Annotated in this window: 22 protein-coding genes; 14 read left to right on the top strand and 8 right to left on the bottom strand. The window is 67.1% G+C overall.

Annotated features, from left to right (window positions below; genetic code table 11):
- Positions 1-7: 7 nt before the first annotated feature.
- The 3 genes from repC to repA all read right to left on the bottom strand — a co-directional run bounded on the left by repC (position 8) and on the right by repA (position 3,923).
- Complete coding sequence (repC, locus tag ACTDI4_RS00630) at positions 8-1,213, bottom strand: plasmid replication protein RepC (protein WP_442839283.1); 1,206 nt, start codon at positions 1,211-1,213, stop codon at positions 8-10.
- A gap of 365 nt (positions 1,214-1,578) precedes the next feature.
- On the bottom strand, positions 1,579-2,670 hold the full coding sequence (repB, locus tag ACTDI4_RS00625; RefSeq protein WP_442839282.1) for a plasmid partitioning protein RepB: 1,092 nt from the start codon (positions 2,668-2,670) through the stop codon (positions 1,579-1,581).
- Positions 2,671-2,681: 11 nt separating this feature from the next.
- Positions 2,682-3,923: a plasmid partitioning protein RepA gene (gene repA / locus ACTDI4_RS00620; RefSeq protein ID WP_442839281.1), complete on the bottom strand. Its 1,242-nt coding sequence runs from the start codon at positions 3,921-3,923 to the stop codon at positions 2,682-2,684.
- Between the two features lie 448 nt (positions 3,924-4,371).
- Here repA and ACTDI4_RS00615 point away from each other — a divergent pair, with 448 nt between their 5' ends.
- The gene (locus ACTDI4_RS00615; RefSeq protein WP_442839280.1) at positions 4,372-4,605 is read left to right on the top strand and encodes a WGR domain-containing protein; all 234 of its coding nucleotides are present in this window, start codon (positions 4,372-4,374) and stop codon (positions 4,603-4,605) included.
- 378 nt (positions 4,606-4,983) lie between these two features.
- Positions 4,984-5,220 (top strand): hypothetical protein, encoded by a 237-nt coding sequence (locus ACTDI4_RS00610; protein WP_442839279.1) that lies wholly within the window; start codon positions 4,984-4,986, stop codon positions 5,218-5,220.
- Positions 5,221-5,623: 403 nt separating this feature from the next.
- Here ACTDI4_RS00610 and ACTDI4_RS00605 read toward each other — a convergent pair whose 3' ends face one another.
- Entirely contained in the window at positions 5,624-6,994 is a 1,371-nt protein-coding gene (locus ACTDI4_RS00605) for an aspartate aminotransferase family protein (RefSeq protein ID WP_442839278.1), read from the bottom strand.
- Positions 6,995-7,129: 135 nt separating this feature from the next.
- Here ACTDI4_RS00605 and ACTDI4_RS00600 point away from each other — a divergent pair, with 135 nt between their 5' ends.
- From ACTDI4_RS00600 to ACTDI4_RS00555, 10 genes are all read left to right on the top strand, one after another.
- Positions 7,130-7,831: a GntR family transcriptional regulator gene (locus ACTDI4_RS00600; protein WP_442839277.1), complete on the top strand. Its 702-nt coding sequence runs from the start codon at positions 7,130-7,132 to the stop codon at positions 7,829-7,831.
- Between the two features lies 1 nt (position 7,832).
- The gene (locus tag ACTDI4_RS00595; RefSeq protein ID WP_442839276.1) at positions 7,833-8,954 is read left to right on the top strand and encodes an NAD(P)/FAD-dependent oxidoreductase; all 1,122 of its coding nucleotides are present in this window, start codon (positions 7,833-7,835) and stop codon (positions 8,952-8,954) included.
- Positions 8,955-9,190: 236 nt separating this feature from the next.
- A complete protein-coding gene (locus ACTDI4_RS00590) occupies positions 9,191-9,988 on the top strand; it encodes an SDR family oxidoreductase (protein ID WP_442839275.1) in 798 nt (265 codons plus the stop codon).
- On the top strand, positions 9,988-10,959 hold the full coding sequence (locus ACTDI4_RS00585) for a 3-keto-5-aminohexanoate cleavage protein (RefSeq protein WP_442839274.1): 972 nt from the start codon (positions 9,988-9,990) through the stop codon (positions 10,957-10,959). Before ACTDI4_RS00590 ends, ACTDI4_RS00585 begins: the two co-directional genes overlap by 1 nt.
- On the top strand, positions 10,943-11,959 hold the full coding sequence (locus ACTDI4_RS00580) for an ABC transporter permease (RefSeq protein WP_442839273.1): 1,017 nt from the start codon (positions 10,943-10,945) through the stop codon (positions 11,957-11,959). Before ACTDI4_RS00585 ends, ACTDI4_RS00580 begins: the two co-directional genes overlap by 17 nt.
- A 31-nt stretch (positions 11,960-11,990) precedes the next feature.
- Positions 11,991-12,977 carry a sugar ABC transporter substrate-binding protein gene (locus tag ACTDI4_RS00575; protein WP_442839272.1) on the top strand — a complete coding sequence of 329 codons (987 nt, stop codon included), beginning with the start codon at positions 11,991-11,993 and terminating at the stop codon, positions 12,975-12,977.
- A 79-nt stretch (positions 12,978-13,056) separates the two neighbouring features.
- Entirely contained in the window at positions 13,057-15,186 is a 2,130-nt protein-coding gene (locus ACTDI4_RS00570) for an ABC transporter permease (RefSeq protein ID WP_442839271.1), read from the top strand.
- Positions 15,187-15,195: 9 nt separating this feature from the next.
- Positions 15,196-16,245, top strand: a complete 1,050-nt coding sequence (locus tag ACTDI4_RS00565) for a hypothetical protein (RefSeq protein WP_442839270.1) — start codon at positions 15,196-15,198, stop codon at positions 16,243-16,245.
- Positions 16,242-17,738 carry a sugar ABC transporter ATP-binding protein gene (locus ACTDI4_RS00560; RefSeq protein WP_442839269.1) on the top strand — a complete coding sequence of 499 codons (1,497 nt, stop codon included), beginning with the start codon at positions 16,242-16,244 and terminating at the stop codon, positions 17,736-17,738. Before ACTDI4_RS00565 ends, ACTDI4_RS00560 begins: the two co-directional genes overlap by 4 nt.
- A gap of 151 nt (positions 17,739-17,889) precedes the next feature.
- Positions 17,890-19,821 (top strand): helix-turn-helix domain-containing protein, encoded by a 1,932-nt coding sequence (locus tag ACTDI4_RS00555; RefSeq protein WP_442839268.1) that lies wholly within the window; start codon positions 17,890-17,892, stop codon positions 19,819-19,821.
- Positions 19,822-19,835: 14 nt separating this feature from the next.
- On the opposite strand, the gene ACTDI4_RS00550 is transcribed toward ACTDI4_RS00555, so the two are convergent.
- The 4 genes from ACTDI4_RS00550 to ACTDI4_RS00535 form a co-directional block, all read right to left on the bottom strand.
- On the bottom strand, positions 19,836-20,597 hold the full coding sequence (locus tag ACTDI4_RS00550) for a DeoR/GlpR family DNA-binding transcription regulator (protein ID WP_442839267.1): 762 nt from the start codon (positions 20,595-20,597) through the stop codon (positions 19,836-19,838).
- A complete protein-coding gene (locus tag ACTDI4_RS00545) occupies positions 20,597-22,297 on the bottom strand; it encodes an ABC transporter permease subunit (protein ID WP_442839266.1) in 1,701 nt (566 codons plus the stop codon). Before ACTDI4_RS00545 ends, ACTDI4_RS00550 begins: the two co-directional genes overlap by 1 nt.
- A gap of 24 nt (positions 22,298-22,321) precedes the next feature.
- Positions 22,322-23,329 carry an ABC transporter ATP-binding protein gene (locus ACTDI4_RS00540; protein WP_442839265.1) on the bottom strand — a complete coding sequence of 336 codons (1,008 nt, stop codon included), beginning with the start codon at positions 23,327-23,329 and terminating at the stop codon, positions 22,322-22,324.
- 114 nt (positions 23,330-23,443) lie between these two features.
- Positions 23,444-24,451, bottom strand: coding sequence for an ABC transporter substrate-binding protein (locus ACTDI4_RS00535; RefSeq protein WP_442839264.1), 1,008 nt, complete (start codon positions 24,449-24,451; stop codon positions 23,444-23,446).
- 414 nt (positions 24,452-24,865) lie between these two features.
- Here ACTDI4_RS00535 and ACTDI4_RS00530 point away from each other — a divergent pair, with 414 nt between their 5' ends.
- Both ACTDI4_RS00530 and ACTDI4_RS00525 read left to right on the top strand, forming a co-directional pair.
- Complete coding sequence (locus tag ACTDI4_RS00530) at positions 24,866-25,174, top strand: putative quinol monooxygenase (RefSeq protein WP_442839263.1); 309 nt, start codon at positions 24,866-24,868, stop codon at positions 25,172-25,174.
- Between the two features lie 11 nt (positions 25,175-25,185).
- A complete protein-coding gene (locus ACTDI4_RS00525; protein ID WP_442839262.1) occupies positions 25,186-26,016 on the top strand; it encodes an aldo/keto reductase in 831 nt (276 codons plus the stop codon).
- The last annotated feature ends 38 nt before the right edge of the window (positions 26,017-26,054 follow it).

The raw sequence follows: 26,054 nt of genomic DNA, 5'->3' as shown, positions 1-26,054 counted from the left end.
AAGGCCCCTACCCTGCCTTCCTGCCGGCCGGGGCATTGGTTTTCAGCGCGGCCATCAGCATCGGCCCGACCGAAAACGCCCCTGCCCTCGCCTTCTCCGTCAGCGCCCGCAGATAGCCGCCGGCAGACTGGATTTCCTGCATGCGCTGCAGGATGCAGGCGATGACGATGGCCGTGTCTTCCTGCCCCAGAACGTCGAGCGCATCGGCATAGGCCGAGGGCGAAACCCCCAGATAGCCCCGCACCTGCGCGGTCGTCGCCACGAAATCGCGCCAGTCGCGAATGCCGTCGGGGGCGTATTCGGCGATGTCGGGGCAGGCCCGCAGCACCAGGCCAAGCGGATAGCCCGGCGGGGCGCTCTTGGTTTCCAGTTTGGGTGCGGCCCTTGCCCCCTGCTCTTTTTCGGAGCGAGGTTCAAATTCATGAGAGTCGGGTTTTGAATTCTGTATATGGCGCTCGTTTTGAGACTCATTGGCGCTTGAATCTGTCGAATCCGCATGCGTTTCCAGCAGCTTGCGCAGCAGTGCCGCAAGGCGCAGCAGCCCCGCCTCCGCCTCTGCCATCATCACCGGATCCGGCGTGCGCGGAAGCTGGCCTATGATTGCCCGATATTCGGCCTGGAACGCATGCCAGTCGCCGCAGACCCCCTCCTCCGCGCCGAAGGCGATCATCTTGACGATGTCGCGCCGCAGCAGCGTCAGCCGTTCGCGCAGAAGCCGCAGGGCCAGGCGTTCGGCCTGCACCTCTTCGGCCAGGCGCTCGAACTCGGCCGCCCGGGCCAGCAGCGGGGTCAAGTCGAAGCCGAAGGCCTGCTCGATCTCGCCGCCCTGCCCGCGGCGCGCATAGCGCTTGCCATTGGGGCTGTCGCGGCGCACGACCAGGCCGCAATCCACCAGAACGGCCAGATGCCGGCGCAGCGTGGCCGGCGCCATGCCGTGCGCCCGCAGCGCAAGCTGGGCGTTGGAGGGGAACACCACCAGCTTTTCGCCGGCCGCCAGCTCGCCCTGGGGGTGAAAGGACAGCAGCGCGCCCAGCACGGCGAGCGACCGGTCGCTCGCGCCGATGCGATCCCGCGCCTCGCAGACGGCGCGGAAGATGTGCCATTTGTCGGCGCTGGCGTCGGCGGCCACGCTGCGAGCCGCCTTCTGGCCCGCGATCATGGCAGCAGAAAGCTGCCGCCGCCCAAAGGGCGTCGTCGTCATATGCTCGATCATCACTTCAACCTCTCTCAGAGGCAAGCAGAGCCCGTGCCGGAACGTGCCGGTCTTGACTTCTCGGCCCGGAAGTGATTCTCTCCCAATCGCTACATTGACGAGGGCTTCCGGAATGGCGACGTTTCGGGGGCCTTCTTTTTTCTTGCCGGTTTTCCTTTCGTCCTGGTTCCTGTTTGCGGCCTTCGCACGTGCTCACGCACGCAGCGGCGGCCCGTCTCCTTGTTCAGGCACCGGGAGCCTCCGAAAGCCGCTACGCGCCTCCGGCCCGTTGCCCCGGCGAAACCGGGAGCGGTTCGATTCGCCCCGGTGCCGCCGTCTCACTCATGTTCCGCCCATCGGCAGGGGCTGTGGACAGAATTTCCGTCTCATGTCCCCTCCCCGCCGCGCCGGACGAAGCTTTCCAACAGCTTGGGCAGCTCCGCCTGCAGATATTCGGCGAAGGCGTCGCCCATCTCATCCACGAATTCCACCCGCGCGCGGCCGCGCACGGCCGCGATATGCGCCACCGGCCGGCCCTGCCCGTCATGCACGGCAAGCGGCCCCGCCGGCTTCGGCTTGCGGTTCAGCCGCGAAAACAGAAGGTTGAAGCGCTCGTTGCTGCCGACGGCGCGAAAGCGGCCGCTGGTGATCTCGTCCTGCGCCTTCACCTGCGCCGCCTCGCTCTTCAGCAGCTCGGCCAGCGCCATCCAGCGCGGACGGCCCACCTTGGGCGCCGGGCCGACGGCGTTGGCGATGTGGCGCGGCACGGCCTCGGCCACCTGCAGATAGCGCGTCATCTCCGCCTTGTGCAACGACAGTGCGTCCTGCACCACGCCGCGCTCGAAGCCGCGTGCGATCAGCGCGTGGGCAAAGAAGGCGCGCTCGATGAAGGACAGGTCGCGGCGCTCGGTGTTTTCCTTGCCTTGCGCCAGCACCAGCTCGGTGTCCGAAAGCTCGCGCACGATGGCGCGCACCGGGCGGCCAAGCCGCGCGGAAGCGCGGACGCGGCGATGTCCGTAGGCAGTCTGGTAGCGGCCGGGGCGTTCCGGATGAGGTCGCAGCAGCACCGGCACCTGCTGGCCGCTGGCCTCGATGCTGCGCACCAGCTCGTCCAGGCTCTCGTCGGCCTCGTCGCGGCCGAGCCGGTCGGCGACGAAAGAGGAATCGATCAGATCCGGCTCGACATCCAGCACACGCTCGCCCGCGCCGAGGCTTTCCTTCAGCCGGCGCGCTTCCTCGATCTCGCGCGACAGGCCACCCAGCGACAGCCCCATGGCCTTGACCGCGCCGGATGCGCTGCGGCTGCGCGGCGCCGGTGCAGGCTGCGGCGCGGCGGCGTCGGCAACCGCCGGGGCCGAGGTCGAGGTCGGAGCCGGGGCCGGGGCCGGGGAGGGCGGTTCGGCGGGCCGGGCGTCCGCCGCCGGATCGATCGTCCCGAAAAGTGCCCTGAGCTGGTCCTTGCGGTTGGGTGCTGCCATGGCGGTCTCCTTTACGCCTGCCTGTTCCAGGCTTTCAGGATAAGGCCCTCGATCTCGCTGTTGACAGCTGTCAACGAATCCAGCGCCCGGTCGTAGGTTGCGCGGCTGAAGCTCTCTCGCGTCACCTCGTAAAGCGTCTGCTTGGTCAGGCCGGCGTCGGAAAAGGCGGTGGACTTGACCAGCGGCGCCGTCAGCACCCTCTCGCCGAACAGCGAGCGCAGGAAGCCGACGATCTGCGTCTGCGGCCCGTCATTCGGCTCGTAGCGGGTGACGAGATAGCGCATGAAGTCGAAGTTCAGCGCCCCGCCCGCCTCCCGCACCACCGACAGCAGGTCGGCCGTCATGAACAGGAACTGGCTCATGGAGGCCACGTCCAGCATCTGCGGATGGATGGTCACCAGCACCGAGGTCGCCGCGCACAGCGCCGAAAGCGTGAGGAAGCCGAGCTGGGGCGGGCAGTCCATGACGACCACGTCGTAGCGGTCGGCCACGCTTGCCAGCGCCGTCTGCACGCGGGCGAAGAACATGCCCTCGCCGGCAGCGCCCTGGCGCGTGGCCAGCATCTGCGGGGTGGTGTGCTCGAACTCCTGCAGCTCGAGATTGCCGGGCACCAGGTCCAGCCCGTCGAAATAGGTGGGGCGGATCACCTCGGCCAGCGGCCGGCTGGCGTCGTCGTAGCGGATCGCCGCATAGAGCGTGTCGTTGCCGTCGAGGTCGAGTTCGGGCTGGTAACCGAAAAGCGCCGACAGCGACGCCTGCGGGTCGAGATCGACGGCCAGCACCCGGTAGCCGGCAAGCGCCAGATGCTGGGCCAGATGCACGCTGGTCGTGGTCTTGCCGGAGCCGCCCTTGAAATTGGTGACGGCGATGACCTGCAGGTGCTCGGCCTTCGCTTCGTCGCGGCGGGGCAGGTAGATGCGCGCCTTGGCCGGGTTCTGCTCGGCCAGATGCCGGCGCAGCCCGTTGATGTCCTCCAGCGAATAATAGCGGCGCCCACCGGCACCGGTGTCCGGTTGCGGCCCTTCGCCGGCAATGGAAAGCTGGCGCAGATAGCCGTCCGAAACGCCGATCAGACGCGCCGCCTCGCCGCTGGAGAAGCGGCGCAGCACCTTGCGCGAAGCCGGCGCATAGAGCCGGTCGCGCATCGCCTGAAGCTGCGCCGACAGCATCTCGGCGTCCTGCGCGATGGCCCGGTCGGTCGACCATGCCACGTCCCGCTCGCCCCCGTCTCTCTCCGCAGCCGCTGCCGACACCGCAAAACCTCTCTCCGCAGACCCATGGAGGTCCGCACCCTGTGCATATATGCGCCGATTCGCCGCGATCTCCGAATCCGGCTAACGGCGAGCCTGTTCATAACGGCGTCGCCCGGAACTAACGTCCGCGGCGACCAGTTACGCCCAGCCCGCTTTTGTACGAAAACTTCCGTAAGGATCGGCGAGAGGGCGAGTCGCGTCAAGCACTTTATGGTTAACGCGCATTAACCTTTTCGCGCCACCGCGCCGGGCTCCCCCGAACAAGAGACAGCGTCGCCAGGCGCTTGATCTCATTTAGATATATCTCGTTCTCCGCCGTCCCCGCCGGGGTTGTTGACACCTGTCAACCGAACCGGACGCCCAGCCATCAGCTTCGTGAATCGGTGCGGCATCATCGATTCAAAAGAAGCGTTGGACGGCGCGGAGCAGGAGCGTCCAGAATCGCGCCATGACCCAGCACATCCTCCACCGCATCGATCCCGCCCGCAACATGGCGCGCTTCTACCTTCTGTCGCTGCAGCCGACGCTGTTCGGGGAGGTCTCGGTGGCACGCAATTGGGGCCGCATCGGCACGGGCGGCCGCTGCCTGGTCGAGTTCCACACGTCCGAGGGCGCCGCCAGGGCGGCACTGGAGCGGCTGGAGGCATCCAAGCGCCGGCGCGGCTATCGCAACGTGGAATAGGCGCCCGCGCGGGGCCGGCGCGCCTTCATGCAACCGGGAGCAGGGGAGAGCAGAGGAACAAAGGGGGAGGGAGCGCGGGCGGGAAAACGGCGGCGCGCGCCGGCGCAACGGCCGCTGCCCCGGGCGGGCGCAGGCGAGGCGCGACCTCGCGCGCAGACTTGCCGGGATGCATCTCGAAACAACCGCAGATTGACTTCTTCCCGGAAAAGGTGGAAGATCAAGCCGCTCAGATGTACGTGGGCCTTGCTGCGGCGAGGCAGTTCATCCGGCCTGGGCCTGGACGCAAATGTCGTTCATTTGCGCAGGCTCGGCTCGCCGAATAGATCCGACCCCGCTTCGTCCAGTATCCGTTCCCGTGCACTATTGATGGGGGCACGCATGCGCGTAAGAGTTAGACCGGCAAAGCGCGAGGGCGCCGACCGGGTGATTTTCGACCAGGAACTGAGCCGCCAGGAAATACGCCTGGATCCTGACGCCGGGATCGCCATTTCGATCACGGCCGAGGCGCTTCACAAGAAGTCGCGCTATCGAGACAATTCCAGCTACCGCTACGACATCATCCTCTCGCAGGCCGAGGTTTTGGAGCTGGTGCGCCAGGCCGCCGACCCTCGATAGGGTCGCCGGCAGCAGGTGACGACGCATCGCGACCACCTTCAGGCCGTCATGGCGGCAGGCCATCGCGATGGCGCGACCCGGCAAAGTGCAGAGGCAGCCCGGAGAGTTCCGGCGGGCGCTGGGACAGGTTGCGCTTTTCGTGCCTGCCGCTCCTCGCTGATGACCGCCGCGCGCTGCCGCAGTTCCCCTGCCCATAAACGGCCGAAGCGGCGGCGCCTGTGCATATGTCCATACGACGCATAGGCGACACGCGGCCGTATTCGGGCAGCCGCGTTCCTCATACGCCGGCTTCGGAAAGGCGAGGGGAGGGGAGGTCCTGCCGGCCTCCCGGCTCCCGGGGTGAAGAGGCGGCGCCCGGGTCGGGTCCGTCGCGCGCCGCGCCGCCGGGGCAGGGGACTGCCGGTCAGCCGCGCACCTGCGGGAGGGCCGCATCCAGCGCGCGGCGCAGGGCGTCCACCATGGTGTCGACCTGAGCTTCGGTGATGATGAGCGGCGGGCAGAAGGCGAGCGCGTCGCCCATGTTGCGCGAGATCACGCCGTTGTTCTGCAGCAGCCCGTTGACCAGCGTGCCCAGCGCGCCCGCCTTGCCCCAGGGCGCCTTGCCGGCCTTGTCGGCGACCAGCTCGACCGCGGCGATCAGGCCGACGCCGCGCACCTCGCCCACCAGCTCATGGCCGGCCAGTTCGCGCAGGCGCGCCTGCATGCGCGCGCCGACGCTGCGCGCATTGCCGACCAGATCGCGCTCCTCGATCAGCTTCAGGTTCTCCAGCGCCACGGCCGCCGCCACCGGGTGACCGCCGGCGGTGAAGCCGTGGCCGAAGGTGCCGATGCGGTTGCTCTCGTCGGCCAGCGGCTCGAACACCTTGTCGTTGATCAGCAAGGCCGAAATCGGCAGGTAGGAGGAGGAAAGCTGCTTCGACATCACCATGATGTCGGGTCTGAGCCCGAATGTCTGCGAGCCGAACATGTTGCCGGTGCGGCCGAAGCCGCAGATGACCTCGTCGGCGACCAGCAGGATGTCGTATCTGGCAAGCACGGCCTGGATCTTCTCCCAATAGCCGGCAGGCGGCACGATCACCCCGCCCGCGCCCATCAGCGGCTCGCCGATGAAGGCGGCCACGGTGTCGGGGCCCTCGGCTAGGATCATCTGCTCCAGCTCCCCGGCAAGGCGCGTGGAGAACTGCTCCTCGCTTTCGCCGGGCAGGGCGTCGCGCCAATGATGCGGCGAAGCGGTATGCAGGATGTTGGCGATGGGCAGGTCGAAGGAGATGTGGTTGTTGGGCAGGCCGGTCATGCTCGCCGAGGCGACGGTCACGCCATGGTAGCCGCGCTTGCGGCTGATGATCTTCTTCTTCTGCGGCTGGCCGAGCGCGTTGGAGCGGTACCACAGCATCTTGACGACGGTGTCGTTGGCCTCGGAGCCGGAATTGGTGAAGAAGGCCTTGCTCATCGGCACCGGCGCCATGCCGACCAGCCTTTCGGCAAGGTCGATCAGCGGCGAATGCGCCTTGGAGGAGAAATTGTGGTAGAAGGGCAGCTTCGCCATCTGCCGGGTCGCGGCCTCGACCAGTCGCGGCTCGGAAAAGCCCACCGCCACGCTCCACAGGCCCGCCATCGCCTCGATGTAGCGGTTGCCGGCATTGTCTTCCACATAGATGCCGTCGCCCTTCTCGATGATCAGCGGCCCGGCCTGCTGAAGCGCGCGCGCATTGGTGTAGGGGTGAAGGTGGTAGCGAATGTCGCGGGCTTCGGGAGAATTGGGCTGGGCGTCCATCGGGAGGTTCCTGTCGCTTTTCCGGCTCTGCCCGGCGGGCGCGGGGCAGGGGAGGGTGCTTGCAATTTGTGTTATGATGCATCATGTTTCTTGCATGATGCCTTGTCAAGGCACGGCAGATCCGGGGGGAGCGACATGGACGACCGCAGCCGGCCGGCTTTCCGCCTCGACGCGCTGGAACGGGAGAACCTGAACCAGACGATCTATTCGCGGCTTTCCGAGGCGCTGATGAAGGGCCGCTTCGCCCCCGACGCCCGGCTCACCATCCGCGACCTCGCCCAGTCGCTGGGCACCAGCGTCACGCCGGTGCGCGACGCCATTCTGCGCCTGATCCAGGACGAGGCGCTGGTGCAGAAATCGGCGCGCGAGGTGCGCGTGCCGGTGATAACGCCGGCGCGCTACCGCGAAATCCGCCAGATCCGGCTCAAGCTCGAGGGCCTCGCCGCCCGCGAGGCGGCCGTGAAGGCGCAGCCGGCCGACCTCGAGCGCCTGCGCGACCTGGTGGCACGCAACGAGGAAGCGATCGCGCGCCATGACTGGGCCGCCGCGCTCGAACTCAACCAGACTTTCCATTTCGCGCTGGCCGACATTGCCGACATGGTCGTGCTGCGCGGCATCCTGCATCGCCTGTGGCTGCAGATGGGGCCGCTGATCGCCGAATCCTACCAGGCTGGCGGCCGTGTCATGATCGACCACCATCACGCCGTGCTGCGGGCGATCGAGGCGGCCGACCCCGACGCTGCCGAGCGCGCCATCGGCCGCGACATCGGCGAGGCCGGCAAGGTCATCCTCGAGCGCCTGTGCGCCAGGCAGGATACCGAGCGCGGCGGGGGCTGACATGGAGGAAGTCGATTGCATCGTCGCCGGCGCCGGCGTCGTCGGCCTGGCGATCGCCCGCGAACTGGCCGGCCGCGGCCATGACGTGCTGGTGCTCGAAGCCGAAAGCGCCATCGGCACCCACACCTCCTCGCGCAATTCCGAGGTCATCCATGCCGGCCTCTATTATGCTCCCGGCTCGCTGAAGGCCCGGCTCTGCGTGGCCGGCCGCGACAGGCTCTACGCCTATTGCGCCGCGCGCGGCATCGCGCATGCGCGCTGCGGCAAGCTGATCGTGGCCACCGCCCCCGGCCAGGAAGCCGCGCTCGACGCGATCGCCGCCAAGGCTCGCGCCTGCGGCGCCGGCGAACTGGCGCGACTTTCCGCCGCCGAGGCGCTGGCGCTGGAGCCGGCGCTGCGCTGCACGGGCGCGCTGTTCTCGCCCGCCACGGGCATCATCGACAGCCACGGCCTGATGCTGGCCCTGCTCGGCGACGCCCAGGCGCGCGGCGCGGTGCTGTGCCTCGACACGCGCGTGGTCGCCGCCCGTGCCGAGGCCGGCCGCATCGTGCTGGCCACGCGGGACGGTGCCGGCGGTGAAGAATTCGAGATCGCCGCCCGCCGCTTCGTCAACGCGGCGGGGCTGGGCGCGGCGGCGCTGGCCGCCTCCATTTCGGGGCTCGACCCGCGTTTCGTCCCGGCCTTGCGTTACGCCAAGGGCAACTATTTTTCCGTGGCCGGCCGAACGCCCTTCCGGCACCTGGTCTATCCGGTGCCGGAACCCGGCGGGCTGGGCGTGCACCTGACGCTCGACCTCGGCGGCGTCGCCCGCTTCGGTCCGGACGTGGAGTGGACCGGCGCGCTCGACTACCATGTCGATCCGGCCCGCGCCGGACGCTTCTACCACGCCATCCGCCGCTACTGGCCCGCGCTTGAGGACGGCAGCCTGCGGCCGGCCTATAGCGGCATCCGGCCAAAGCTTTCGGGATCGGGCGAACCCGACGCCGATTTCGTCATCCAGGACGCGTCGGACCATGGCATCCCCGGCCTGGTGAACCTTTTCGGCATCGAAAGCCCCGGCCTCACCGCCTGCCTTGCCATCGCCGAACGGGTGGGCGAACGTCTTTCGCCCGCCGGCCGCTGATCCGGCGACGCCCCGGACCCGCATCCGGCGGAAAACAGGCGCGGCACGGGCCTCGCCCTGGTGCATGACGAGCCCATCCGCGCGTCCGCCCCGCCCAATGCGCGCGATATGTGTGATAAGCACTTAAAATATCGATAAATATAGATCTTGAATATATATCCACGCGCCCGCCAGATGAGGTATCCAACTGTCCGGGGGGTTGCGGAGCTTTCCACCGCGCCTCGGGAGGATGCCTGGTGAAAGCTGACGCGCTATCGTGCACGGTCGACGTGCGTGATCTCAAAGTGCTGGTCACGGCCGGCGGCAGCGGCATCGGCCGTGCCATCGCCGAAAGGCTGATAGAGGCCGGCGCCCGGGTGCACATCACCGACGTGTCGGCCGCAGCGCTGGAACTGGCCTGCAAGGAAGTGCCCGGCCTCACGGGCAGCCAGGGCGACGCCGCGGCCGCGCATGACGTGGACCGGGTCGTCGCCGACATGTCGGAGCGGTTCCAGGGCCTGGACGTGCTCGTCAACAATGTCGGCATCGCCGGCCCGACCGGGCCTGTGGAAAGCTATGCCGACGCCGATGTCGAGCGGACCATCGACACCAATCTGAAATCGCATTTCTACTTCCTCAAGCGCTGCATGCCGCTGCTCAAGGCTTCCGCCTCCAACCCGTCCGTACTGGCGATAGGTTCCGTGGCCGGGCGGCTCGGTTACGGGTTCCGCACGCCCTATTCGGCCACGAAATGGGCGATCGTCGGCCTGGTGAAGTCGCTGGCGAGCGAACTCGGGCCGCATGGCATCCGGGCCAATGCGATCCTGCCAGGGGCGGTGAAGAGCCCGCGCATGGACAAGGTTATCGCCGACCGGGCCAGGGCCATGGGCGTCGGCTTCGACGAGATGCGCGACTCCTACCTGTCCAGGATCTCGCTGCGGCGCATGGTCGACCCGCAGGACGTCGCCAACCTCGCCCTTTTTCTCAGCTCCGACTGGGCCCGCAACATCAACGGCCAGGCCATCAGCGTCGACGGCAACGTGGAGTATCTGTGATGCGGGAGCAGGAATCTGTGCGGACGAAGACCGGAAAGCGCAAAGTCATCATCACCTGCGCGGTGACGGGCTCGGTGCACACGCCGTCCATGTCGGAATATCTGCCGGTGACGCCCGCGCAGATCGCGGAGCAGGCCATCGAGGCCGCCCGCGCGGGGGCGGCGGTGCTGCATCTTCATGCGCGCCATCCCGACGACGGCCGCCCGACACCCGATCCGGCCGTCTTCGACCGCTTCGTGCCGCGGATCGCGGCCGAAACCGACGCCATCATCAACATCACCACCGGCGGCAGCGCCGGCATGACGCTGGAGGAGCGGCTGGCCTATCCCCTGAAGGCGCGGCCGGAGCTTTGCTCGCTCAACATGGGCTCCATGAACTTCTCCTTCCATCGGGCCGGGCGCGGCATCAAGGAATGGAAGCACGCCTGGGAGAAGCCTCACGTCGAGGGATCGGAGAACCTGATCTTCCGCAACACGTTCAGCGATATCAGGAGCGTGCTTTCGAGCCTGGGCGATGCCCACGGCACCCGCTTCGAATTCGAGTGCTACGATGTCGGCCATCTCTACAACCTGGCGCATTTCGTCGAGGAAGGGCTCGTCAAGGGGCCGCTCTTCCTGCAATGCGTGCTCGGCATATTGGGCGGGCTGAGCGCCGATCCCGAAAACCTTCATCTCATGCGCAGCACGGCCGACCGCCTGTTCGGCCGGGAGAACTACGAGTTCTCCGTGCTGGGCGCCGGGCGGCACCAGATGCCGCTGGTGACCATGGGCGCCATCATGGGCGGCCACGTCCGGGTCGGCCTGGAGGACAGCCTGTTCCTCGGCCGCGGCCTGCTGGCCACTTCATGCTCGGCGCAGGTGCTGAAGATCCGCAGGATCCTCGAAGAGCTGTCGCTGGAGATCGCCAGCCCCGCCGAGGCGCGTGAGATCCTGCAAACCAAGGGAGCCGGAAAAGTTGGCTTCGACGGCTGACCACGTCCGCAAACCGCAGTCGCGGCGGGGCAGGAAGAACCTGCTCGAACTGATCGTCATGGCGGTGACGATTGCCATGATCGTGGTCTTTTCCGTTACCATCGACGGTTTCGCGAGCCTCGGGAACCTCAAGGTCGTCCTGTCCAATTCGACGTCTCTGGTCATGCTGAGCTGCGGCATGGCCGTGGTGATCATCTCGCGCGGCCTCGACCTGTCGATCATCGCCGGGATGGTCGCCGGCGCAACGACCTTCAGCATCCTGATCGGGGCCGGCATGCCGGCGCCGGCCGCGCTGCTTCTTACGGTGGCCGTGATGGTCCTGGTCGGCTTCGTCAACGGCTGGCTCATCGCCTATGCCGAAATACCGGCGATGCTGGCCACGCTTGCCTCGGCCATGCTCATAACCGGCCTGTTCCGCTTCGCCATCCTGCGCGGCGAGTTCCTGCTGCTGCTGCCCAAGACGAACCCGGCCGTGGTCTTCCTGTCGGGCAACGTCGTTGCGGGGCTGAGCGTGCCGGTCGCGCTGATGGTGGCGACGCTGGCGGTAACATGGCTCCTGCTCAACCTCTCCACCGCCGGCCGCGTCATCTATGCGATGGGCGACAATTTCCAGGCGGCCCGGCTGACCGGCCTTCCGGTGCGGACCACCACGATCCTGGTCTACGTATTTGCCGCCCTCACCGCGCTGCTTGCCGGGCTGGTCATGTCGGCTGCCAGCGGCACGGTCGACTTCCGCACCGTAACCAACGGCACGCTCCTGTTCGAGGTGATCCTCGTCGTGGTGCTCGGCGGCATTCCACTCAGGGGCGGCCGCGGCGGCCTGCGCAATATCGTCGTCGGCGTGGCGCTGATCGCGGTGCTGCGCAACGGCATGACGCTGCTCGATTTCACCACGCAGACCCAGGACGTGATCAAGGGCCTCGTGCTGGTCCTGGCTATCGTGGCCGACAACTACCTCAATCCCAGGGACACCGAAACAGACACGGTCGGCGATCTCTGACACCACCCTGACAACAACCAAGGAGGAGAACATGACGAATGCAATCGGGGGCAAGCTTCGCAATCTGGCGAAGGTCATCGTGGCGGGCGCCTGCCTGACGGGCCTAGGCGCCCCGGCGCAGGCCAACAGCGACATTGCCGGCAAGAAGGTGGTCTTCGTGCCGATTTCCATGGGCATTTCGCTGACGGAGGGCTGGGCACGCCGCATGAAGGAGCATGCAGCGACGTTCGGCTACAGCTTCGACGTGCGCGACGCCGCCTTCAACACCGGCTCCATGGCCGAACTGCTGGCCAAGGCCATCAGCGAGAAGCCGGACGTGCTGGTCGTCCACAACCCCACGGTGCAGTTGCTTGCGCGGCAGATCAAGCAGGCCGAGTCACAGGGCATCAAGGTGCTTCAGCTCAATCTGCAGTCCAACCAGCCCTCCAGCGCCTTTGTCGGCGCCAATTGGGAGCGGATCGGCACCGAGATCGCCGAGGACATCGTCAAGGAATGCGGCGCCGGCAGCGGCAAGTCCGGCAAGGTGGCCATCATCCCCGGCCAGTTGACCGCGGCCGACAGCGTCATGATGAACGACGCCGCCTTCAAGGTGTTCAATGAGCACCCCGAGATCAACGTCGTCTCGAACCAGGCCTCGGACTGGGAGCCGGAGAAGGCGCGCCAGATCACGGCGACCGTGCTGCAGCAGAACCCCGACCTGTGCGCCATCTTCGGCCACTGGGACGTGCACACGATCGGCGCGGGCAACGCGGTCAAGGATGCGGGCGCGGAAGACAAGGTGCTCGTCTACGCCACCGGCGGCGGCGACACCGTCACCTGCAAGGCCGTCGAGGACAAGGTGCTCGACCGCGTCTGGAGCTACGACGCGGACGGCCAGGGCCGCGACGCCGCCACCATGATCGACCTGCTGCTGCAGGGCGCGAAGTCGTCGGACGACTCGATGTTGATGGTCGAATCGCCGTTGAAGATCATCAAGGCCGGCCCCTCCTACGATGCGAGCCTCTGCTGGAAGATGTGACCGGCAGCCCCTGGTGCAGGTGATGCGATGATCCGCGGGGCGATCCGGCCCCGCGGGCTTCGGAATCTGGAAGTTCGACATGTCGGCCGAGATCGATTTCAACAGCCTGCGCAGGCAGCGCGTCCCGCTTCTGGTGCTTTCGCCGCGCCGGGTCCTGGCTGACATATTGTCCAGGGGATGGGTCGAAAGCACGATCCCGTTCCTCGCATTCGTCTGCGTGGTGATCGGAATCCTGCTGACGACGGAAGGCTATTTCGGCGTCGACAATTTGCGCAACCTGGCCGCCTATGCGACCGACGGCGGTCTGGTGGTGCTGGCTCTCCTCATCGTGGTGGCGGTGGGCGGCATCGACCTGTCGGTCGGCTCCAACTTCGCCATGTCGGCCCTGGCCGCCCTCTACTGTTTCCACATACTGGGCCTGCCGGTGCCTGCGGTATTCGCCCTCACCGTCGCCACCGGAGCGGTGGTCGGCGTCGTGAACGGCACGCTTGCCGGCCTGTTCGGCTGCGGCGCGCTGCTGACCACGCTGGGCACCATGATCACGGTGCGGGGCCTGTTCACGCTGGCCTCGCAGGCCCAGCTCGTCGAGATATCGGCAAGCACCCGCGCCGACGAATTGTGGGACTGGATCGGCTTCGAGCGGCTGCTGACGCTGCCGATCGGCTTCTGGGCACTGGCGGCCGTGGCCGTCTCGGTGTTTTTCATGTTCCGCCAGACCCGGTTCGGGTGGCATATCCTTGCCGTGGGCGGCAACCGCAAGGCGGCCCGCCATGGCGGCATCCACGTCAAGCTGACCGTGTTCCTGGCCTATGTGCTTGCCGGGGTGATCGTCGGCATCGCCGGCTTTCTCTTCGCCGCCCGCCAGAACAGCATCAGCGCCGATACCGGCATCGGCATGGAGTTCTTCGCGCTCACCGCGCTGGTGGTCGGGCTTGGCGGCTTCGTGCCGGGACGCGGGGCGGTGGTGGCCGCCCTCATCGGCTTCGCCACGATCTACATTCTGAACAACGCGCTGATAAACGCCGGCTATCGCGGCGATTTCGTCCAGCTAAGCCTGGGCGCGATCATCGTCGTGATCCTGGCGATCGACGTGAAATTCCGCAAGAACCGCCACCGGCTGCTGGCATCCACCTATGTCGATCCGGTCCGGCTCGACGCCGGCAAGGTCGAAGGCATGGCCGGCCTCATGCCCGGCGAAACGCCGCCCAGGCTGAGCGAGGCGGAGATCCTGGCGGCAGGCCAGGTCGACGGGCCAGAGGACGTCATTCTCGACGCGGAGGGCAATCTCTACTGCGGCAACCGCGACGGGCGTATCCTGCGCATCGCCGCCCCCGATTACCGGCAGGTCGGCGTCCTGGCCAAGATCGGCGGGCGCCCGCTCGGCCTCGCATTCGACCCGCAGGGACGCCTCGTGACCTGCGTTGCCGGCATGGGCCTGCTGCGGGTGACGATGGACGGCGCCGTCGAGCTACTGACCGACCAGACCGCGCGCAGCGTCTTCAGCGTCCAGGACGACACCACGATCCGCATGGCCGACGACCTCGACATCGCGCCCGACGGGACGATCTTCTTCACCGACGCGACCAAGCGCTACGACATCGAGAACTGGGGGATGGACCTGCTGGAGGGGCGCCCCAACGGCCGGCTGCTGAGCTACGACCCGAAGGCGGGCAAGACCCGCACCGTGTGCGACAACCTCGTATTTCCCAACGGCGTCTGCCTGGCGCACGATGCAAGACACCTGCTGGTGGCCAGCACCTGGAACTGCTCGATCCTGATCTTCGATCTCGCCAATCTGTCGGCGGGGCCGCGCGTCCTTGCGAGCGGCCTGCCGGGCTATCCCGACAACATCAACCGGGCTTCCGACGGAGGCTATTGGGTGGCGCTTGCCGGCATGCGCAATCCCGTGTTCGACCAGGCCATGCGGCATCCGGGCCTGCGGCGGCGCATGACCCGGCAGGTGCCGCCGACGAACTGGCTGTTCGGCAACCTCAACATCGGCGGCGTGCTCAAGATCGACGGCTCGGGCAGGATCGCAGACGCGCTGTGGGATGCGCCGGACGGGCCGCTCTACATGATCACCTCGATGCGCGAACACGAGGGGTTCCTCTATCTCGGCGGCGTCACCAACAACAAGATCGGGCGGCTTGCGCTCACCGGCGCGGACAGGAGCTGGAGCGGGCCTCGCAGCTATTGGTGGAACAGGTAGGCGATGCTGTTGAAGTCGCTGTTCAGGTCGAAGCCGCAGGAATCGCCGGGCATGACGCTGGAAGGCGTGCTGGCGGCCAACAGCCGCCTCGACGACGCCGAAGGCATGCATGTGGAGGCACCCGACGCGCTATGCGCGGCCGCCGACGGGCGCCTGCTCTACTCCAGTGCAAACCGGATATTCAGCCTCGACGGCTGGGGAAAGACGCCGCAATTGTGGGCCGCCTGCGAAAGACCGGTGACCGCGCTCTGCAGCGGGGGCGGCCTCGTCGCTGCCGGCCTTGCCGGCGGCGGCCTTGCCGTGTTCGACGCGGCCGGACTGGCCGTGGAGGGATGGGCGGCGCCCACCGGCATCCATATCCAGTCGGTGGCGGACTGCGTCTTCCTCCCGGGCGAGCAGTTGGTCATCCTCGACTGCGGCTATGCCTCGAAAGAGGACGCGCTCGCCAGAGCCACCTGGGAGAAGAACGGGCAGGGCCAGCTCGTCGCCGTGACGCGGTCGGGCGCCTCGCGCAGCCTGGCGCGCGGCCTGAACTGCCCCATGGGCCTGTGCCTTCACGCGGACGGCAGCCTGATCGTGACCGAGATGGAAGAGGCGCGCATCGTCGATGCGTCGGGCGGGGTGCGGCAGACCGGCTACCCGGGATATCTCGGCCGCATCCGCAAAGGTGCGGCCGGCTACGTCATGGCATGCCTTGCGCGGCGCGACCCGCTGATCGAATTCCTGAAGACGGAGCGGGCCTTCGTAGAGGAAATGAAGGCGACGATCGAGCCGCACCACTGGATTTCGCCGCGCCGCACGCCCGAGTTCAGCCACGACTTTCCCATCGAGCTGGGCGCGACGCGACTGTTCGGCGAGATCAAGCCCTGGGCGCCGTCCTTCTCCTACGGGCTCGCGATCGAACTGGACGATGACCTGGCGCCTGTCGGCTCGGCCCACTCGCGCGCCAATGGCCGGCGGCATGCGGCAAGCGATATCGTCCTGTGGAACGGCACGCTGGTGGCGGTCAGCACGGCCAGCCACGAGATCCTGAACCTGGGTTGCGGGAGCCTGGCATGACGGTGCAGCCGATCATCGGCCTGGAGAAGGTGACGAAGCGCTACAGCGGGGTGCCGGCGCTCGCCGGGGCCGATTTCGAACTCTATCCGGGCGAGATCCATGCACTGGTGGGCGAGAACGGCGCGGGCAAGTCCACACTGTGCAAACTGATCGCCGGCGTCATCCCGATTTCGGAAGGAGTGCTGAAGATCGACGGCGAGCCGGTGGTGCTTTCGGCCCCCAAGGATGCCAGCCGGCACGGCATCTCCATGGTCTACCAGGAAACCAGCCTGGTGCCGCAGCTCACGGTGGCGCAAAACATCGTGCTCGGCCACGAGCGGGCGTTCAACTCGGTCCGGCGGGTGCGCAGCGCCGCCCGCCAGGTGCTCCAGCGCCTGAACTTCAAGGTGGACCCCTCGCAGCTCGCCGGATCGCTCTCGGCGGCCAAGCGTCAGATGGTGGAGATTGCCCGCGCGGTGCTGAACCGCGCCAGGGTCATCATTTTCGACGAGCCAACCGCAGCGCTCACCCCGGAGGAGACCGACCACCTGTTCGACCTGATGCGGTCGCTGCGGCAGAGCGGCGTGGCCATGATCTTCATCTCCCATGCGCTGGAGGAGGCCCTCAACCACGCCGACCGCATCACCGTGCTGCGCAACGGCCGCATCATGACGACGGGACCCGCGCAGGATTTCGACCGCGCCCGGCTGATCCATCACATGATCGGCGAGGATCTCAAGGAGCAGGCCGACGCTGCCGCGGCTAGGCGGGTGCCGAAATCGGCGCGGCCGGTGCTTCGCGTGGAGAACATCCGCATGGGCAGCATGGTCAACAACATGTCCTTCTCGATCTTCCCGGGCGAGATCACCGGCATGGCCGGGCTGATCGGTTCCGGCCGCAGCGAGGTGGCCAGGGTCATCATGGGCCATACCAAGCGCAATTTCGGCGGCGGCCGCATCTGGCTCGATGGCCGTGAGATCCGCTACGGCCTGCCTGCGCAAGCCGTAGCCGACGGCATCGCCTATGTCAGCGAGGACCGCAAGCTCGACGGCTTCTTCGACACGCTCGGCATAGCCGAGAATATCGGCCTGGGCTGGCTCGCCAAATTCGGCAGGCGGCGGTTGTGGGCGCCGCGGCGCAAGATGCACGACGTGGCGAAGGAATGGGAGGAGGCCCTGTCGATCCGCCGCATCGGCGCCGACCAGTCGGTGCTCTACCTTTCCGGCGGCAACCAGCAGAAGGTCGTCATCGCCAAGTCGCTGGCGCAGAAGCCAAGGTTGGTGATCTTCGACGAACCAACGCGCGGGGTCGACGTCGGCGCGATCGCCGAAATCCGGCAGATCATCCGCGACTTCGCCGACAGCGGCGCAGGCGTCATCCTGATCTCGTCCTACCTGCCCGAGATATTGAGCCTTTCGGACCGCATCCTCGTCGCCAAGAGTGGAACCATCGTTGCCGACTTCACCCGGTCGGAGGCAAGCGCCACCAGGATCCTCCACGCGGCGATCCATTGATGCGGGCCCTGCCGGGGCCTTCGGAACGGCAAGATACGCACCGGCGAAAGCTCTGATAGGATGGGCCGCTTCCCGGACGGGGAGCCGGCGCGCAAACAGGCGGCCGTCGTCCGCACGGGTCCGGACACAGCGACCGCGAAGGAGGCCGACCTTGCCGCAAGACGTTCTCTCCGCCGCCACCGCGGTCCTGCGCAAGATCGCCCAGGGCGCCGGCGACAGCGAGGTGCAGGACGCCATCGCGGCCGTCGAGGCGATCCCGCACGCGGTGAAAGACGACGAGGGCCTCGCCCGGTTCAGGCAACAGGTCGACGAGATATCCCGGCGCATGCAAGGCAGCGCTGTGGCGGAGAGGGGCCTGAACCTGCTCATCGACACCACGCACGATCTGTCGAGCACCCTGCAACTGAGCGATCTGCTGCAGACCATCGTCACCCGCGCCAGGAACCTGGTGGGCGCCAACGTCGCCTGGGTCACCATACTGGACGACGAGAGCGGGCAGTTCACCACCGTCACGGCGCAAGGCTATCTCTCGCCCGAGACTGCGACCATGAAAAGCCATATCGATCACGGCGCGGTCAGCCTCATAATGAAGTCGAAGAGCTTCTTCGCGACCCAGGACTATCTGAACGACAAGCGCTTCCGGCACCTGCCGGATCTGGACCGGGTCTTCCAGACCGAGAACATCGTCTCGCTGGCGGGCTTTCCCATGCTTGCCGACGGTGCTGTCCACGGCTTCCTGTTCGTGGCGGACCGCTACAGCCGCAAGCTGAGCGGCCGCGAGATTTCCGTGCTCGGCTCGTTCGCGCTCCATGCGGGCGTGGCCATGCGCAACGCCAACGCCTTCAAGCTGCTCTCCGAAGCGCTGGACGAGGCGCAGCGCAACCGCAAGGCTCTGATCGACCATATCCAGCGCGTCGAGGCCTCGGCCGCCGCGCACGACGAAATGACCTCGCTGCTCGCATCCGGCGCCCGGCTGCAGCACTTCCTCCAGCGCATGGCCAATCAGATCAGCGGCGCGATCTTCCTCTACGACCACGAGTTGAGGATACGCGAGGAATTCACCTCCGACCGGTATCGCGGCAGGCTCGCCGACGAGCTGAAGGCAGCCCGGCTCGACCCGGCGCTGCTCATCACGGCCAACTCACAATCCAGGCACACGGGCAGGTCGGTGGTGATGGTGAGCGCCCGCAACGAACAGTGCCGCACCATCACGCTCCATGGCGGAACCGGCCGGGGCGAAAGCCTGGTCATCTGCCACCAGGGCGAACTCGACGCCATAGAGATCCGCAATCTGGAGCGCAACGCCGTCGCGCTCTCGATCGCCAAGCTGTGGAACGAAAAGCGGGAAGCCGAAAAGCTGATCGCCTCGTCCACCCTGCTGCGTCATCTCGCGCTGGTCGCCCCGCCCGATCCGGCGACGATCTCGGCCATCCGCGACCGGCTGGACCTGGGCGTGGAGCAGCCCGTCATGATGGGCCTGGCGGCGATTTCCGGGCTCGACCGCGCGGCACAGACGGCGACCATCCGCGAATGCGCTTCCGGGCTCGACCTGCTGGTCGACCTGTTCGACGACACCTATCTCTTCATCGGCCCGGAAGCGGCGTTGCGAGCCTTCCTGCGCGACCTGGCCCAGGCCCGGTCGGGCTGGGTGGCCGGAGGCATATTGTCCGAGCCCTTCGCCGACCTGAACGCGGCGCCGGGCCAGTTCGCCCGCATCAGCAAGGCGATGCAGGTCGTACGGAAGATGAAGCCGCTCGACCGTTTCCTCGAGCAGTCCGAGGTCAATCTCTTCGCAAAGATTTTCGAAGCGGGGGATTCCGCCCGGCTGGCGCGCTATTTGCAAGAGACGCTGGGGCCGATCGACGACGAGACGCCGAAGAAGGCGATCGAGCTGAAGCGGACCCTGCTCTGCTACTTCGACAACCAGCACAACCTCAAACGCGTGGCCGAAAGCCTCGGCCTGCACATCAACACGGTTCGCCAGCGGCTCGAAACGCTGCGCGGGATCACCGGCGGATGGGACCACCCCGTCAAGGCGCTGGAGCTTCACATCGCGCTCAGGCTGGACGAGATCCTGCGCTGACCTCCGAAGCGGCTCTATTCCGCCAGCACGATGTCGGCGACGCACGCGCGCAATTCGCCGAAGGCCGGACTGGCGGCCGCCTTGGCGTCGGTCACCAGCCGGTCGATGCGCGAGACCGGGCAATAGCTCACCCGGCTGGCGATGCCGATCTTGCCGTGGTCGGCCAGGATGACGACGCGCCGCGCGCCCGCCACCATGGCGCGCGCCACCTCCGCCTCTCCCTGGTCGAAGCTGGTGGCGCCGTGCACGGCGTCGATGCCGACGGGCGACAGCAGCGCCAGGTCGGCGCGGTAGCGCTGGATTTCCGCCACGGTGATCTCGCCGAAGGTGGCTGGCAGGTCGGCGCCCGGCTCGCCGCCCAGCACGACGACGCGGTTGGCGCGCGCGCCGCCGTTCATGCGCAATGCCACGTCGAAGGAATTGGTGATGACGGTGAGCCCGGAAAGCCGGGCAAGCTCGTCGGCCAGTATGGCGGTGGTGCTGCCGGCGTCGATGAACAGCATCTGGCCGCTTTCCACCTCGCGCACGGCCGCACGCGCCAGCGCGCGCTTGGCCTGCACGCGCAGATGCGAGCGCTTGTCGAGCGGCGGCTCGTCATGCACCTTCACCGCCCCGCCATGCACCCGCCGCAGCTCGCCCAGCGTCTCCAACTCGATCAGGTCGCGCCGCACCGTCTCGCGCGACACACCGAGTTCGTCGGCGATGCGGTCCGTCGTCACCCGCTTGAAGGTCGACAGCAGGCCGCGGATGCGCTGGTGCCGGTCCTCCTGCCACATCACGATTGCCCGAGATAGCCGAGGCGCCGGGAAACGCGGCCGAGGATCAGCCGCATGGCCAGCAGCGCGCCGCCGACGATCAGCATGATCCAGGTCGAGAAGGCGGCGGCCTGCGAGACGAAGCCGGCCTGGTCCAGCCGCATCACCGCCACCGAGGCGACGTTGACCTTGGGCGTGACGAGGAAGATGACCGCCGACAGCGTGACCATGGAGCGCATGAACAGGAAGAAGAACACCGACAGCACCGTCGGCGCCATGAAGGGCAGCACCGCATCGCGCAGCACGCAGCGCAGGTTGCCGCCGAAGCAGCTCACCGCCTCCTCCAGCGCGGCCGGCACGGCCCGCATGCCCGTCATCATCGTGAGGAACCCCTGCGTGTGGTAGTGGTAGAAGTTGCAGATGGCGATGAGGATCGCGCTGCCATACAGGATGTAGAGCGGCGAATTGGGCATGTTGAAGGCGAAGATGTAGGACAGGCCGAGCACCAGCCCCGGCACGCCGACCGGCAGCACCGCCACCAGGTAGACGGCCTTGGCCATGCCGCCGCCCAGCCGCCTGACCCCGAAGGTCAGCATGAACAGCGACACCACGCCGAAGGCGGCCGCGATGAGCGAGATCTTCAGGGTGGTCCACAGCGAAGCGTAGCCGTCGCTGGTGTCGACATTGTAGTTCTTCAGCGTGAAGCTCAGATTGTAGGGCCACAGCTTCACGAAGGAGGCGAACACCACCACGGCCACGATGGCGACGATGGCCGCCGCGACCAGCAGGCACACGCCGCCGACCAGCGCATCCCTGAGCGGCGCGCGCTTCGGGCTTACCGGGATCAGGTTCTCCGAGCTGCCGCCGAACTGGCGCTGCGAGGCGACGCGCTCGATATAGATAGACACCAGCGAGGGAAGCAGCAGCAGCATGCCCACCACCGAGCCCATGCCGAAATCCATCTGGCCGGAAACCTGGCTGTAGATCTCGGTGGCCAGCACCCGGTAGTTGCCGCCGATGACGATGGCGTTGCCGAAATCGGTGATGGTGATGACGAAGACCACGAAGGCGGCGGAGAGCAGGCCGAACTTGGTGTTGGGCAAGGTGATGTCGACGAACTGGCGCCAGCCCGAGGCGCCCATCACCTCGGCCGCGTCGTAGTAGCGCGAATCGGCGTTGCGCAGCGCCGCCTGCAGGATCATCACCGCCTGCGGCAGGGCGTAGAACACATTGGCGATGAGCAGGCCCCAGAAGCCGTAGATGTCGATGTCCCAGCCGGTCCATTTGTGCACCAGGCCGTTGCGGCCGAGAATGAACAAAAGGCCCAGCGCCTGCACCAGCGAGGGCGCCAGCAGCGGCAGCACCAGGGCGGCGCGCATCAGGTTCTTGGTGCGCAGCGCCGAGCGCTCCAGCGCATAGGCGATGACGAAGCCGAGCACGACGCTGACCAGCATGGTGGCGGCGGAAACGACGAGGCTGTTGACGGTGGCGGTGATGAGGCCGGGCGTGGTGGCGATCGCCGCGTAGTTGGCAAGGCCCACCGTGCCGTCCTTGGCCAGCAGGCTCTGCCAGGCGATCATCAGCAGCGGATAGCCGAAGAACAGGACCAGCCCCGCCATGGGCACCACGACCGAGACCGTGGTGAGCAGCTTCTGCGCAGCCCGCGCCGACAGCCATTCGGCGCCGCCCGCCGGCCGGCCGGAAGCCTCTATCGCGCTCATGCCCCGCCCCTCATGCCTCGCCCCTCATGCCGCCACCCAGGCGCAATCGCGCGCATCGGCCTCCACGCGCACGGCGTCACCGGGGTTGAGGTCGGCCAGGCGATGGCATTCGGCGACGAGCTGACGCCCGCGCCACTCGACGCGGAATTGGCTGAGATTGCCGAGGAAGGTCACGTCCAGGACACGCCCGTCGGCGCCGGCATCACGGCTGACGGTGAGGTTTTCCGGGCGGATGCAGGCCTCGTAGCCGGCCTCCTCGCCGTCCGGTCTGCCGGCCAGAAGATGCGGCATCGCCTCGCGCACCCATTGCGTGGGCAGAAGGTTGCTAACGCCGACGAAATCGGCGACGAACCGCGTGCGCGGGCGCAGATAAAGGTCCTTCGGCGTGCCGACCTGGACGATGCGCCCCTCGTTCATGCACACGATCTTGTCGGCCAGCGTCAGCGCCTCCTCCTGATCGTGCGTGACCATGATGGTGGGGATGGCGAGCCGGCGCTGCACCTCGTGGATTTCGGCCCGCATCTCCACGCGCACCCGCGCGTCAAGCGCCGACAGCGGCTCGTCGAGCAGGATCAGCGCCGGGTCCACGGCGAGCGCGCGCGCCAGCGCCACGCGCTGCTGCTGGCCGCCGGACAATTGCCACGGATAGCGCTCGGCCAGGTGCGACAGCCTGATCAGCTCCAGCAGATGGCCCACGCGCTCGGCGATGCGGCCGGGCGCCTCGCCGCGGATCTTCAGGCCGTAGCCGATGTTGCGCGCCACCGTCATGTTGGGAAACAGCGAATAGGACTGGAAGACAATGCCGAAGCCGCGCTTGCGCGCCGGCAAGGCGGCAAGGTCGCGGCCGCCCATCATCATGCGCCCGCCATCGGCCTCCAGCAGGCCGGCTACGATGCGCAGAAGCGTGGTCTTGCCGCATCCGCTCGGCCCCAGCAGGCACACGAACTCATGCTCGCCGACGGCCAGGTCGATATCGTCGAGCGCGACGAACTCGCCGAAGGTTTTGCGGATACCCTCGATATTCAGATACATGCCGGTTCCATGCCCTTTACGTGAACTGTGACGGCGGCGGCCGGGCACGCCCGGCCGTCCCGGCCGCGGCCGGATCGAGGCGGCCGCTGCCGCGGCCGCCCGTCCGGTTGCCCGTCAGCGCTTGGTCATCTCCTGCCAGGTCTTGAGGGTATCGCCGCGCGTCTTGGCCGAGGCCGGGAAGTCGAGCGGGTAGAGAACCTTGGTCAGGTCCGCCGGCAGGCCCGCCTCGATCGAGGCCTTGGACGGCTCCGTCCCCGGAATGGTGACGATCTCCTTGTAGGTGCCGTAGATCTTGGCCACGCCCGGCGACAGCGTCCAGTCGAGGAAGCGCTTGGCGTCGTCGGGGCTCTTGGCCGTCTTCATCAGGCCCGACGCTTCCAGCTCGTAGCCGACCCAGTCGGACGGGATCACCATCTTGATCGGATAGCCGGCCTCGATCGACTGCATGGCCGGGAAGGCGAAGGAAACGCCGATCGTGTATTCGCCGCCGCGCGCCTGCTTGCAGGGCTTGGAGCCGGATTCGGTGTATTGGGCGATGTTCTCGTTGAGGCGCTTGAGCAGGTCCCAGCCCTTCTCGTCGCCAAGGCCCTGCAGGATGGCGGCGATCTGAAGGTAGCCCGTGCCGGACGAGGCCGGGCTCGGCATCACCACCTCGCCCTTGTATTCGGGCTTAGTCAGGTCCTCCCACGAGGCCGGCATGGGCAGGTTCTTGGAAGCCAGCCGCTCGGTGTTGACACAGAAGGCCGCCATATAGCCGGTGGCGGCGAACCACTTGCCGCCGGCATCGCGATATTGCGCCGGCAGCTTGTCCTCGTCCTTGGCCTCATAGGCGGTGAGTTGGTCCTCGATGCGCGGATCGAGCATGTTGGTGACGGCAAAGCCCCAGACGACATCGGCCTGGGGGTTCGACGCCTCGGCCAGAAGCCGCGCGCCGAGGTCGCCGGTCGACAGGCGCAGGACATTGATGTCGACGTCGGGTAGCGCTTCCTTGGCGTCCTTCATGTAGGCGCTGATCTCGTCGTCCTCGAGCGCGGTGTAGACGGTGACCGAACCCGCATGCGCGGTGGCCGCAAATGCCGCCAGCAAGCCGGCGGCAGCGGTGAAACCTGCCAATTTCTTCATGTCTTCCTCCCCTTTGGTGCCAATCCCGACATCGACCCGGCCACAGCCAGGCTGCCGTCTGCCGCGGCGCCCGCCCTGCAGGCAGCCGCCAACGCCCCGACAGGCGCATGGTGTCGCCACGCGCATGCCCGTCTGAGAAACCGCTCCTGGCCCAGGCGCGAACCCTTTTATGTTCCCCTTGGTCGCCTGGCCGCCGAGCCGACGAAGTTGTAATTTTGTGCAGATTTGCAAAAAACTGCATTTCTGTCCAGCCTCGACTTTCGCGAATCGTCAAAGCCGCCATCCGGCCCTCGCATGCGGGAAAGGCCACGCCCCAGGGGCGGCGGCGCGGGCGGGTCTTTCTGTGCCCCGACGGCGTCCTAGCTATTATGCGCATGCAATCGGCAATTCGGCCGTCGGCCAAGGGAGAAGAAGATGTCCAGATACGCGCTTTACGTTCCGCTGGAAGCCAAGCCCGGCAAGGAAAAGGAGGTGGCGGACTTCCTGCGCTCGGCGGTGCCGGTGGTCGATGCCGAACCCGGCACGGTGTCCTGGTTCGCCCTGCAGGAAGGCCCGTCGAAATTTGCCATTTTCGACACATTCGACGAGGAAGCGGGCCGCGAGGCGCACCTCAGCGGAAAGGTGGCGGCCGCCCTCATGGAAAAGGCAAAGGGGGGCGACCTGTTCGCCAAGGCTCCGCAGATTCACAAGATCGAAATCCTGGCGGACAAGCTGCCGCACTGAAAGGAAGAACGATGGTAGATCAGATCAAGCTCAACGACGGCGCCGGCATCCCCCAACTCGGTCTCGGGGTCTGGCAGGTTGACCCCGGCATCACCGCCCGTGTCGTCACCGACGGTATCCGGGCAGGCTACCGGTCGATCGACACCGCGGAAGGCTACAACAACGAGCAGGGCGTCGGCCAGGCGGTCCGCGAGGCCGGCGTGCCGCGCCCCGAGCTGTTCATCACCTCCAAGCTCCGCAACGGCGCGCATGAGCGTGACAAGGCGCTTGCAAGCTTCGACGAGACGATGAAGAACCTCGGCATCGAGCAGCTTGATCTGTTTCTCATCCATTGGCCCGTGCCGAGCCGGGACAAATATGTGGAAGCGTGGAAAACGCTGGTCGAGCTGCGTGCGCAGGGCCGCGTCAGGTCGATTGGCGTCTCCAATTTCAACCAGGATCACCTGGAGCGGATCATCGGCGAAACCGGGGTCGTGCCCGTCGTCAACCAGATCGAGCTGCACCCCCGCTTCCAGCAGCGCGACAAGCGCGAGTTCCACGCCCGGCACGGCATCCGGATCGAAAGCTGGAGCCCGCTCGGCAGCGGCCGCCTGCTTCAGGACCCGACGCTCGAGGCCATCGCCGCAAAGCACGGCAAGAGCGTGGCCCAGGCCATCATCCGCTGGCACCTGCAGGAGGGCCTGATCGTGATCCCGAAATCGGTCCACAAGGACCGTATCGCGGCGAATTTCGACGTGTTCGACTTTACCCTTGACGACGAGGACATGCGCACGATCGCCGCCATGGACAGCCCCGGCGGACGCATCGGTTCCGACCCGGCGACGGCGTCTTTCCTGTTTTAGGCGGCTGACCCCGAAAAGCCGCAGGCTTTTCGGGCAAG

This window comes from Mesorhizobium sp. PUT5, assembly GCF_052216645.1.
In the GTDB taxonomy this organism is placed as follows: Bacteria; Pseudomonadota; Alphaproteobacteria; order Rhizobiales; family Rhizobiaceae; genus Mesorhizobium.
Note: the sequence above shows the minus strand (reverse complement) of the source record. Positions and strands in the feature narration are given on the sequence as shown.

Bases quoted from the DNA above. Each gene is read 5' to 3' on its own strand.
- ACTDI4_RS00550 (WP_442839267.1), bottom strand. From the start codon at position 20,597: ATGTGGCAGGAGGACCGGCACCAGCGCATCCGCGGCCTGCTGTCGACC.
- ACTDI4_RS00570 (WP_442839271.1), top strand. From the start codon at position 13,057: ATGTCGGCCGAGATCGATTTCAACAGCCTGCGCAGGCAGCGCGTCCCG.
- ACTDI4_RS00540 (WP_442839265.1), bottom strand. From the start codon at position 23,329: ATGTATCTGAATATCGAGGGTATCCGCAAAACCTTCGGCGAGTTCGTC.
- ACTDI4_RS00615 (WP_442839280.1), top strand. From the start codon at position 4,372: ATGACCCAGCACATCCTCCACCGCATCGATCCCGCCCGCAACATGGCG.
- ACTDI4_RS00525 (WP_442839262.1), top strand. From the start codon at position 25,186: ATGGTAGATCAGATCAAGCTCAACGACGGCGCCGGCATCCCCCAACTC.
- ACTDI4_RS00595 (WP_442839276.1), top strand. From the start codon at position 7,833: ATGGAGGAAGTCGATTGCATCGTCGCCGGCGCCGGCGTCGTCGGCCTG.
- ACTDI4_RS00560 (WP_442839269.1), top strand. From the start codon at position 16,242: ATGACGGTGCAGCCGATCATCGGCCTGGAGAAGGTGACGAAGCGCTAC.
- ACTDI4_RS00610 (WP_442839279.1), top strand. From the start codon at position 4,984: ATGCGCGTAAGAGTTAGACCGGCAAAGCGCGAGGGCGCCGACCGGGTG.
- repB (WP_442839282.1), bottom strand. From the start codon at position 2,670: ATGGCAGCACCCAACCGCAAGGACCAGCTCAGGGCACTTTTCGGGACG.
- ACTDI4_RS00530 (WP_442839263.1), top strand. From the start codon at position 24,866: ATGTCCAGATACGCGCTTTACGTTCCGCTGGAAGCCAAGCCCGGCAAG.
- ACTDI4_RS00545 (WP_442839266.1), bottom strand. From the start codon at position 22,297: ATGAGCGCGATAGAGGCTTCCGGCCGGCCGGCGGGCGGCGCCGAATGG.
- ACTDI4_RS00585 (WP_442839274.1), top strand. From the start codon at position 9,988: ATGCGGGAGCAGGAATCTGTGCGGACGAAGACCGGAAAGCGCAAAGTC.
- ACTDI4_RS00535 (WP_442839264.1), bottom strand. From the start codon at position 24,451: ATGAAGAAATTGGCAGGTTTCACCGCTGCCGCCGGCTTGCTGGCGGCA.
- repC (WP_442839283.1), bottom strand. From the start codon at position 1,213: ATGATCGAGCATATGACGACGACGCCCTTTGGGCGGCGGCAGCTTTCT.
- ACTDI4_RS00605 (WP_442839278.1), bottom strand. From the start codon at position 6,994: ATGGACGCCCAGCCCAATTCTCCCGAAGCCCGCGACATTCGCTACCAC.
- ACTDI4_RS00575 (WP_442839272.1), top strand. From the start codon at position 11,991: ATGACGAATGCAATCGGGGGCAAGCTTCGCAATCTGGCGAAGGTCATC.
- ACTDI4_RS00600 (WP_442839277.1), top strand. From the start codon at position 7,130: ATGGACGACCGCAGCCGGCCGGCTTTCCGCCTCGACGCGCTGGAACGG.